Source organism: Nonomuraea sp. NPDC049725 (assembly GCF_040674795.1).
In the GTDB taxonomy this organism is placed as follows: Bacteria; Actinomycetota; Actinomycetes; order Streptosporangiales; family Streptosporangiaceae; genus Nonomuraea; species Nonomuraea ceibae.
In genome coordinates this window covers 633,078-642,911 of the sequence record NZ_JBFANJ010000004.1, presented here as the reverse complement: position 1 = coordinate 642,911, position 9,834 = coordinate 633,078, and the positions used below count along the sequence as shown (strand labels likewise).

8 protein-coding genes are annotated in these 9,834 nt (G+C 70.4%); 5 read left to right on the top strand and 3 right to left on the bottom strand.

Going from position 1 to position 9,834, the window contains the following annotated elements:
• The 3 genes from AB0J53_RS14205 to mgrA form a co-directional block, all read left to right on the top strand.
• A partial coding sequence (locus tag AB0J53_RS14205) for a hypothetical protein (RefSeq protein WP_364171973.1) occupies positions 1–273 on the top strand: 273 nt, incomplete at its 5' end.
• A gap of 127 nt (positions 274–400) precedes the next feature.
• Positions 401–2,452 carry a S9 family peptidase gene (locus tag AB0J53_RS14200; protein WP_364171971.1) on the top strand — a complete coding sequence of 684 codons (2,052 nt, stop codon included), beginning with the start codon at positions 401–403 and terminating at the stop codon, positions 2,450–2,452.
• Positions 2,449–3,447 carry an L-glyceraldehyde 3-phosphate reductase gene (gene mgrA, locus AB0J53_RS14195; RefSeq protein ID WP_364171969.1) on the top strand — a complete coding sequence of 333 codons (999 nt, stop codon included), beginning with the start codon at positions 2,449–2,451 and terminating at the stop codon, positions 3,445–3,447. Before AB0J53_RS14200 ends, mgrA begins: the two co-directional genes overlap by 4 nt.
• Here mgrA and AB0J53_RS14190 read toward each other — a convergent pair.
• Entirely contained in the window at positions 3,416–5,791 is a 2,376-nt protein-coding gene (locus AB0J53_RS14190) for a lysylphosphatidylglycerol synthase transmembrane domain-containing protein (RefSeq protein ID WP_219506440.1), read from the bottom strand. The genes mgrA and AB0J53_RS14190 overlap by 32 nt on opposite strands.
• Positions 5,792–5,986: 195 nt before the next feature.
• On the opposite strand from AB0J53_RS14190, the gene AB0J53_RS14185 reads away from it, so the two are divergent.
• A complete protein-coding gene (locus AB0J53_RS14185; protein WP_364171967.1) occupies positions 5,987–8,011 on the top strand; it encodes a molybdopterin-dependent oxidoreductase in 2,025 nt (674 codons plus the stop codon).
• Here AB0J53_RS14185 and AB0J53_RS14180 read toward each other — a convergent pair.
• On the bottom strand, positions 7,989–8,738 hold the full coding sequence (locus tag AB0J53_RS14180) for a hypothetical protein (RefSeq protein WP_364171965.1): 750 nt from the start codon (positions 8,736–8,738) through the stop codon (positions 7,989–7,991). The two genes, AB0J53_RS14185 and AB0J53_RS14180, sit on opposite strands and share 23 nt — an antisense overlap.
• 89 nt (positions 8,739–8,827) lie before the next feature.
• Between AB0J53_RS14180 and AB0J53_RS14175 the strand changes: the two genes are divergently transcribed.
• Complete coding sequence (locus AB0J53_RS14175) at positions 8,828–9,370, top strand: PadR family transcriptional regulator (RefSeq protein ID WP_357593920.1); 543 nt, start codon at positions 8,828–8,830, stop codon at positions 9,368–9,370.
• On the opposite strand, the gene AB0J53_RS14170 is transcribed toward AB0J53_RS14175, so the two are convergent.
• Entirely contained in the window at positions 9,349–9,747 is a 399-nt protein-coding gene (locus AB0J53_RS14170; protein ID WP_364171998.1) for a GNAT family N-acetyltransferase, read from the bottom strand. The two genes, AB0J53_RS14175 and AB0J53_RS14170, sit on opposite strands and share 22 nt — an antisense overlap.
• Positions 9,748–9,834: the final 87 nt, after the last annotated feature.

The following is a 9,834-nucleotide window of genomic DNA, read 5'->3' as shown; positions in this document are numbered from 1 at the left end:
GGCAACATTATCTCCGTCATATTTGACGAGGTGTTGCATGAAAAACTTCATGCACTGGCTTTTGACACACTGTTGAGTTCTCAAGAAACGGACGCTTGCTCCCCAGTCCTGCGAGAGGCGCTCATTTCGTTGTGTCTTAATTCTTTCAGCCGTTCAAGTCTCTGTCAAATTGACCGGACTCGCTCGACCTGCTGGAATTTCGACGCCCCGCTAACTTACCAGCTTGCGAGGAGTGCCTTCGCCAGTCGCACAGCCCATACCGAAATCACCTGAGTGAGGAGGTTGGGTTGCGCCGCACCGCGTCGGCTTCTAAAGATTAGCAGCGCCCAAGACCGTTCGTGCCGTGTTGCCTGCGCCGCCAGGCCACAAATCGATCACGGCCGACCATAGACTCCCCCACGTGAGCAGAGGCAACACGCCCCCTGTGGCGAAGAAGGTTCCGGCTGAGCGCACCCATCACGGCGACACCGTGATCGACGAGTACGCCTGGCTTACCGACAAAGACGATCCGGAGACGATCGCCTACCTGGAGGCGGAGAACGCCTTTCTCAAGGAGGAGACCGCCCATCTGACCGAGCTCCAGGAGCAGGTCTTCCAGGAGATCAAGGGCCGCACGCAGGAGACCGACCTGTCGGTGCCGAGCCGCAAGGGCGGCTGGTGGTACTTCTCCCGCACCGAGGAGGGCAAGCAGTACGCCACCTCCTGCCGCGTGCCCGCCGACGGCGACACGCCGCCGGAGATCACGCCGGGCGAGCGCCTCGACCGCGAGCAGGTCATCCTCGACGGCAACGAGCTGGCCGGCGACAGCCCGTTCTTCTCCGTCGGCACCAGCTCCGTCTCGCCCGACGGCACGATGCTGGCCTACTCCACCGACTTCAAGGGCGACGAGCGTTTCACGCTGCGGTTCAAGAACCTGGCGACGGGCGAGCTGCTCGAGGACGAGATCACCGACATCTTCTACGGCGGCGCCTGGTCGGCCGACGGGTCGGCGTTCTTCTACACGCGGGTCGACGACGCCTGGCGGCCCTACCAGGTCTACCGGCACACGCTCGGCACCAGCGAGGACGTGCTCGTCTACGAGGAGACCGACGAGCGGTTCTGGGTCGGCATCGGGCTGACCCGCAGCGAGCGCTACCTGGTGCTCGGCGCGGGCAGCAAGATCACCAGCGAGGTGCGCATCCTCGACGCCGCCGACCCGGCGGGCGAGTTCCGGCTGGTGCGGCCCCGCAAGACCGGCGTCGAGTACGGCATCGAGCACGCGGGCGACTTCTTCTACGTGCTCCACAACGAGAACGCGCGCAACTTCGAGCTGGCCACCGCGCCGCTCGACGACCCCGGCGTCTGGACGCCGGTGATCGAGCACCGGGAGGACACCCGGCTGCTGGAGATCGACGCGTTCGCGGGCCACGCCGTCGTGCACTTCCGCCGTGACGGCCTGACCGGGCTGCGGGTGCTGCCCGAGGGCGAAGCCCCGTACGAGATCGACTTTCCGGAGCCGCTCTACGACGTCGGGCCGGCCGGGAACCCGGAGTTCGTGACGAACCGGCTGCGCCTGGCCTACACCAGCATGGTGACGCCGGCCAGCGTCTACGACTACGACCTGGCCACGCGGGAGCTGATCCTGCTGAAGCGGCGGCCGGTGCTCGGCGGTTACGACCCCGAGGACTACGAGCAGTTCCGCGAGTGGGCCACGGCCGAGGACGGCACCGAGGTCCCGATCTCCGTCGTCAAGCGCAAGGACACGACGCTGCCGGCTCCGACGCTGCTGTACGGGTACGGCAGCTACGAGACGTCGATCGACCCGGGCTTCTCGGTGCCGCGGCTGTCGCTGCTCGACCGGGGGTTCGTGTTCGCGATCGCGCACGTGCGCGGCGGCGGCGAGATGGGCCGGCGCTGGTACGAGGAGGGCAAGCTCACCAGCAAGAAGAACACGTTCACCGACTTCGTGGCCGCGGCCCGGCATCTCAAGCAGGCCGGGTGGAGCGGCCGGGTGATCGCCAGGGGCGGTTCGGCGGGCGGGCTGCTCATGGGCGCGGCGGTCAACCTGGCTCCGGAGGAGTTCGCTGGCGTGGTGGCCGAGGTGCCGTTCGTGGACGCGCTGAACACGATCCTCGACCCGTCGCTCCCGCTGACGGTGATCGAATGGGACGAGTGGGGCGACCCGCTGCACAACGCGGACGTGTACGCGTACATGAAGGGGTACACGCCGTACGAGAACGTGGACGACAGGACGTATCCGCCGATTCTCGCGATCACCAGCCTGAACGACACGCGGGTGCTCTACCACGAGCCGGCCAAGTGGATCGCGCGGCTGCGCGCCACGGCCAAGGGCGGGCCGTTCCTGCTGAAGACGGAGATGGGCGCGGGACACGGCGGGCGCAGCGGACGGTACGACGCCTGGCGCGAGGAGGCGTTCGCCCTGTCGTGGATCATCGAAAGAGGGACAGCATGACGTACGAGGCCGACGCCGCCCGCTACGAGCGGCAGCCGTACAACCGGAGCGGGCGCAGCGGGCTGAAGCTGCCGGCGGTGTCGCTGGGGCTGTGGCACAACTTCGGTGACGACCGGCCGCTGGAGAACTCGCGGGCGATCCTGCGCCGGGCCTTCGACCTGGGCGTGACGCACTTCGACCTGGCCAACAACTACGGCGTGCCGTACGGGTCTGCGGAGCGGACGTTCGGGCGGATCTTCCGGCAGGACTTCTCCGCGTACCGGGACGAGCTGGTCATCTCCACCAAGGCCGGCTACGACATGTGGCCCGGCCCGTACGGCGAATGGGGATCGCGCAAGTATCTGCTGGCCAGCCTGGACCAGTCGCTGGGTCGGATGGGCCTGGAGTACGTGGACGTGTTCTACAGCCACCGGCCCGATCCCGACACGCCGCTGGAGGAGACCATGGGCGCGCTGGACCGGGCGGTGCGCTCGGGCAAGGCGCTGTACGCGGGCATCTCCAACTACTCGGCGGAGCAGACCGCCCAGGCGGCCAGGATCATGCGGGAGCTGGGCACGCCGCTGCTCATCCACCAGCCGTCCTACTCGATGATCAACAGGTGGATCGAGGGCGGGCTGCTCGACACGCTGGAGGAGGCGGGCATGGGCTGCATCGTCTACTCGCCGCTGGCGCAGGGGCTGCTGACCGACCGCTACCTGAAGGGCGTGCCGGCGGACTCGCGGGCGGCGACCAGCCGGTTCCTCAGCGAGAAGCAGATCGACGTGGAGCTGGCGCGCTCGCTGGACGAGCTGGCCAGGGGGCGCGGGCAGAGCCTGGCCCAGATGGCGCTGTCGTGGACGCTGCGCGACCCGCGCGTCACGAGCGTGCTGATCGGCGCGAGCAGCGTGCGTCAGCTGGAGGACAACGTGGCGTGCGTGGACGGCCCGGCGTTCACCGAGGACGAGCTCAAGGCGATCGACGAGATCACAGGGCCTCGTGCCGCTGCAGGTAGGTGAACGACGCCCAGCCCGGCAGCACCGGCAGCCAGAACGTGAGCAGCCGGTAGAGCAGCACGGCCGAGGTGGCCAGGGTCGGCGGCACTCCCGCGACGCTCAGCCCGGCGGTGAGTGAGATCTCGACCGCGCCCAGGCCACCCGGCGTGGGCGCGGCCGAGCCGATGGCGTTGGCGGTGAGGTAGACGACCGCGACCGTGGTGAAGTCGATCTCACCGCGGAACGCGTGGACGCACGCGTAGAGGCAGGCCACGAAGGCGATGGTGATCATGAGGGTGCCGACGGCGCCCTCGATCATCTTGCGCGGCGTCTGCAGCACGTCGAGCAGCCGGGGCAGCACGTTGGCGAACAGCCGCTGCATCCGCCGGGTGATGAACCGGCGCACCGGCGGGATGCCGAACAGCACCACGACCAGCAGCGCCACCGACAGCAGCACCACGACCAGGCCGCGCGACGGCGTGAACGTGGTGGCGGTGTTGGAGCCGGTGATGTAGGCGAACAACAGCAGCAGGCCGATGTGGAAGACCATCATGACGAGCTGCGAGGCGCCCACGCTGGCCACGGCCAGCGCCGGGACGATGCCGCGCTTCTGCAGGTAGCGGGTGTTGATCGCGACGCCGCCGACGGCCGCGGGCGCGACGAGCTTGACGAACGAGGCGGCGAACTGCACGAGCACCGTGCGCCACAGGGGCAGGTGCTCGGGCACGAAGCCGCGCAGCATCAGCGCGGCGGCCACGAAGCTGACGAACGAGGCGAGCAGCGCCAGGCCGGTCCAGGCCCAGTTGGCGGTGGTGACGACCTGCACCACGTCGACCCGGCTGAGCTGGGACAGCACGATGTAGGCGGCGAACGTGCTGGCGATGATCGTGACGAGCGTGCGCGGCCGGAAGCGCTCCAGCCGGATCTCCTCCGGCTTGCTCTGCGGCTTGAGCGCGACGATCTGCTCGCGGATCGCGGTGAGCAGGTGCTTGTCCTTCTTCAGCGCGGCGCGGGTCTCGCGGGTGAGCGCGATGCGCTGGAGCAGCGGCATGGCGGTGGCCAGCGCGTCGGAGCCCATGACGGCGCTGGCGGCCCTGACGGACCGCTCGGCGCCGACGCGCAGCGCCAGATAGGTGAGGAGCTGGGCGATGTCGAGGCGCAGCAGCAGGTCGCCGGCGGCGATCTCGCCGCTGCGGGCGTCGGTGAGCACGACGCGGCCGGCCCGGTCGAGGTGGATGCCGTCGCCGGTCAGCCTGCGGTGGGCGAGACGCTGGATCTGCAGCAGCGAGACCTGCTCCCAGATCTGGGCGAGGACGTCGTCGCTGATCTCCTCGTCGGGCACCTCGTCGAGCGGCCGGGTGTCAAGGTGCTCGTAGACGAGCAGCGCGGCCTCGGTGCCGATCTCGCTGGTGCCGAGCAGGCGGGGCGTGCTGGCCCCGGCGGCCTGGGCGGCGTAGGCCATGAGCGCCTCGCGCTCCAGCTCGGCGCGCAGCGACCTGATGGCCTTGCGCCGGGTCTCGGAGTTGAGGCGGATGCGCCGCCACAGCCGGTACGGCAGGCCGGCCACCTGGCGGTCGCGGTCGAGCACGGTGACGTCGAGGCTCGCGCCGTCGGCCAGTCCGACGGCGTAGCGGCGGCTGCCCTGGTGGTCGTCCTCGATGCGGCGGGCCGACACCGGGGAGAACGAGAGCCTGCGCAGCGTGGCCACGACGGCGTTGCCGGGCGGCCTGGTGTTGGGGCTGCCGATCCCGTACAGGGTGGCGTAGCCCATCGCCATGCCGACCAGGACGGTGACGATGGCGCCGGGCAGGGTGATCTGGCCGCCGGAGTAGAGCGCCAGGATGTCGAGGCCGATCACGGTCCACACGAGCGCCCGCCAGGTGGGGCGGCGGGAGATGCGGACGGCGGTGGCGTAGGCGGTGACGGAGGTGAGCAGCGTGTTGAGCGGCTCGATGGGCCGGCCGCCGGTGAGCAGCCTGCCGAGGTCGTCGACGTTGCCGCCGACCAGCCACTGGCCGAGCAGGAACGAGCCGACCATGCCGACGATGGCGGCGATGAGCCCTTCGGCGACGCGCAGGCCGTCGCGGTGGAAGACCCGTTCGACGGCGAAGGCGACGGGCACGATGAGGACGGCCGCGCCGCCGACGAAGGTCGCGACGCGGCTGAGCAGCGGCACCAGGGCGGTGCCCTCGCTGACGTCGCGTTCGAGGCCGCTGAGCGTCTGCTTGGCCACCAGCGCGAGCAGGATCACCGCGCCGAGCGTGAGCAGCGTGGCGAACAGCCGCAGCAGGTCGGAGGGCCTGCGCAGGCGCTGGGGCAGGAGCGGCTCGACGACGTAGACGTCCGCGTCAGCGCGCGCTTCGCCCACGGCTGGATCCCCTTCCGAGAGGTCCTCCGCGTCTTCGCTTTCTCTGATTTCGGCCACCGACAGTGATTCTGCACCTTTCCGGGCGCATCGTACGATCTGTGAGCCCCGTGTCGGTGGAGCTCCAACCCTTCACCTTGATTTCTACCGTGAACTCCCCCTGACCGCGCCGCAGGGGCTCCACATAAGCTGTGACGCATGTCGGGCGAACTGAAGGTGCTGGGAGCGTGTCCGCTTGACTGCCCGGACACCTGCTCCTGGGTGGTCACCGTGCGGGACGGCGAAGCGGTCAAGATGCGCGGCAACCCCGACCATCCCTATACGCGCGGCGCGCTGTGCGTGAAGGTCAACCGCTACCTGGAGCAGACGCGGGCGCCCGACCGCATCCTCCACCCGCTGCGCCGCACCGGCCCCAAGGGGTCCGGGCAGTTCGAGCGCATCTCCTGGGAGGAGGCGCTGGAGGAGATCTCCGTACGGCTGCGCGGCATCGTCGAGGAGCACGGCGGCGAGGCGATCTGGCCCTACCAGGGCACGGGCACGCTGGGCTACCTCCAGGGCTGCGAGGGCGTGGCCGGCCGCCGGTTCTGGAACATGCTGGGCGCCTCGCGGCACTGGCTGAACATCTGCTCGGCGGCGGGCACCTCCGGTCTCCGGCTGACCAACGGCACGGCCGGCGGCATGGACCCGGAGAACTTCGCGCAGTCCCGGCTGATCCTGCTGTGGGGCACGAACACGCTCACCAGCGGTCACCACCTGTGGAAGTTCGTGCAGGACGCGCGGGCCGAGGGCGCGCACGTGGTGGCGATCGACCCGATCCGCACCAGGACCGCCGACCAGGCCGACCAGCATCTGGCGATCCGGCCGGGCACCGACGCGGCGCTCGCGCTGGGCCTGCTGAACGTGGTGCTGGCTGAGGGCGCGCAGGACGAGGACTTCCTGGCCCGGCACACCGACGGCTGGGAGAGCTTCCGCGCCGAGATCCTGAAATATCCGGTCGAGACGGCGGCGGAGATCACCGGCATCCCGGCCGCCGACATCCACAGCCTGGGGATGAGGCTCGCCCACACCCGGCCCACCGCGATCCGCGCCACCATGGGCATCCAGCGCCACGAGGGCGGCGGCACCGCGATGCGCACCATCGCCGCGATCCCCGCCGTGACCGGCGACTGGCGGCATCCGGGCGGCGGCGTCGCCTACTCGACCAGCGACCACGTGCACGTCAACATCGACACGCGCGACGACCTGCTGGCCAAGCCGGTGCGCACGCTCACCATGACCAGGCTGGCCTCCGAGCTGGCCGACCCCGACTCGGTCAAGTGCCTGTGGGTCTACGGCGCGAACCCGGTCGGCTCGACCTCCGACAGCAACCGGATCAGGCGCGGGCTGATGCGCGACGACCTGTTCACGGTCGTCATGGAGCAGTTCCCCACCGACACGGTCGACTACGCCGACATCGTGCTCCCCGCGACGATGCAGACCGAGCACATGGACCTGCACGCCGGCTACGGCCACCTCTACCTCCTGTGGAACGAGCCCGCCACCCCGCCACCGGGCGAGTGCCTGTCGACGACCGAGACCTTCCGCCGGCTGGCGGCGCACATGGGGATGACCGAGCCGTCCCTGTTCGACACGGATCTGGAGCTGGCCGAGAACCTGCTGTCCAGCGGGCATTCCTCGCTTGAGGGCATCACCGTCGACAGGCTGCGCAAGGAGGGCTGGGTGCGGATGAACTACCCCGATCCCTTCACGCCGCACGCCGACGGCTTCCCGACCCGGTCCGGCCGGCTGCGGTTCCCGCCGCCGGGCAAGGCGTACGTGCCGTCGCTGTCGGCGCGCACGGCGGGGCGCGGCCCGTACCCGCTGACGCTGATCACGCCGGCCCCGCACACGTTCCTCAACACCACCTTCGGCAACAACCCGGAGCTGCGGCGGCGGGCCAAGGAGCCAGTCGTGCTGGTCAACCCGGCCGACGCGCGGGCGCGCAGGCTGAGCGACGGGCAGCGGGTGCGGGTGCACAACGCCGGCGGCGGCTTCCTGGCCGACGTCGAGATCAGCGACCGGGTGGCGCCCGGCGTGGTGGCCTCGCCCAAGGGCCGCTGGCCCAAGCTCAGCCCGGGCGGCGCCAACCCCAACACGGTCGTCGCCGAGCGTGACGCCGACCTGGGCAGGGGTGCGGTCTACCACGACAACCTGGTGGAGCTCAGCCCTTGTGCCGGTCCATGAACGCCACGACCCGGTCGATGACCTCGGTGGCGTAGGGGCCGCGGAACAGGTCGGAGGCGTGCGCGCTCTCGCCCTTGATGACGTGGATCTGCCGGTCGGGGGCGCGGGTGGCGGCGTCGTGCGCGGTCTGCAGGTCGTCGGCGCCGCCGTAGCTGTCGTGCTCGGTGCCGATCTGGAGCAGCGGCACCTTCAGCTTCGCGGCCTCGGCGGCGTCGATCGCGCCTGACAGGGCGATCACCCCGGCGGCCTTGTCCCCCAGCTCCAGCGCGGCGGTCGCCGAGACGGTGGCGCCGATCGAGCCGCCCGCCAGGAAGACCCGCTCGACGCCCTTCTCCTTGGCCAGCCGCCTGGCCATCGCCAGCGCGGTGTCCTCGGGCAGGTCGACGGACTTGCGCGCGTACAGCAGGACGCGGTAGCCGGCGGCGACGAGCCGGTCGGACAGCGGGCGCCAGGAGCACACGTTGCCGCGCCGCTCGTAGGTGATGACGACGCCGACCTCGCCCTTGCCGGTGATGACGCCGGGCATGTCGTCGCCGTAGGTGAAGATCTTGCCGTCGTCGCGGGTGTAGCAGCCGCTCACGTTGGGGCCCTTCGCCTTGGCCTTCGTCGGCGTGGGCGTCGGCGTGGGCGTGGGGGTCGGGGTGGCGCTGGGGGGTGGTGACGGGCTGGGGGCGGCCGAGGTGCTGACCGCGCCTCCGCAAGCGGTCAGCACCAGTACGAGTCCCAACGAGCCGACTATCGCGCGCATGGCCGCCCCTTTCTCTGAGACTATGTCAGAAGTGACATAGTTGCCAGGAACAATACTCTGGACGCACCATGACCTCAACGCTGGGATTCGCGATCCTCGCCGTGCTGGCCCGCGGCGAGCGCACCGGGTACGACATCGCCCAGGCGATGCGCCGGCCGGTGGCCTACTTCTGGACGGCCAGGCACAGCCAGATCCATACCGAGCTGCAGAAACTGCTGGCCGAGGGGCTGGTCGCGTACGAGACGCAGGCGGGGCCCGGGCCGCAGGACAAGAAGATCTACCGGCTGACCGGCGCGGGCACGGCGGCGCTGCGCGAGTGGGTGACCGAGCCGCCGCGCGAGCGGCCGGAGCGCGACGAGCTGGTGCTCAAGACCTACACGGCCTGGCTCGCCGAGCCGGAGGCGCTGCGGCGGCTCTTCGCCGACCAGCTCGCCCGCCACGAGGCCAGGCTGGCCGACTACGAGCGCGAGGAGGAGCTGTTCGGCGGGCCGCCGCCGATCGGCGACCCGCGCTTCGGCAACTACGCGACGCTGCGGTGCGGGCTCGGCTACGAGCGGCACCGGGCCGACTGGTGCAGGTGGATGCTGGCTCAGCTCAGCGCGAGCTTGTAGCCCTCGTGCGAGGCGGTGAAGCCGAGCGAGTCGTAGAAGCGGTGCGCGTCGGCGCGGGACTTGTCGGAGGTGAGCTGCACCATGGCGCAGCCCCGGGCGCGGGCCCGGTCGACGCCCCACTGGATCATCCTGCGGCCCAGCCCCTCCCCCCGGCTGGAGGCGGCGACCCGGACGGCCTCGATCTGGCACCGCTCGGCGCCCAGCCGCGACAGCCCGGCCAGGTAGGTGAGCTGCATGGTGCCGATCACCTTGCCGTCGCGCTCGGCGACGATCAGCTCGTCGTACGGGTCGGCGTCGATGCGGTCGAAGGCGGCCAGGTAGCGCTCGTCGGACGGGTCGCCCTCGCGGGTGGCGCCGAGCGGGTCGTCGGCCAGCATCGCCACGATCGCGGGCACGTCGTCCCGGCGGGCCCGGCGGAAGAGCAGGGACAGGACATAGTGGGACTCGGGGATGTCGGGGTTGGA

What these genes read in the sequence shown, in the direction of transcription:
- mgrA (WP_364171969.1), top strand. Translation starts at nt 2,449, where the DNA reads ATGACGTACGAGGCCGACGCCGCCCGCTACGAGCGGCAGCCGTACAAC.
- AB0J53_RS14185 (WP_364171967.1), top strand. Translation starts at nt 5,987, where the DNA reads ATGTCGGGCGAACTGAAGGTGCTGGGAGCGTGTCCGCTTGACTGCCCG.
- AB0J53_RS14175 (WP_357593920.1), top strand. Translation starts at nt 8,828, where the DNA reads ATGACCTCAACGCTGGGATTCGCGATCCTCGCCGTGCTGGCCCGCGGC.
- AB0J53_RS14170 (WP_364171998.1), bottom strand. Translation starts at nt 9,747, where the DNA reads ATGCTGGCCGACGACCCGCTCGGCGCCACCCGCGAGGGCGACCCGTCC.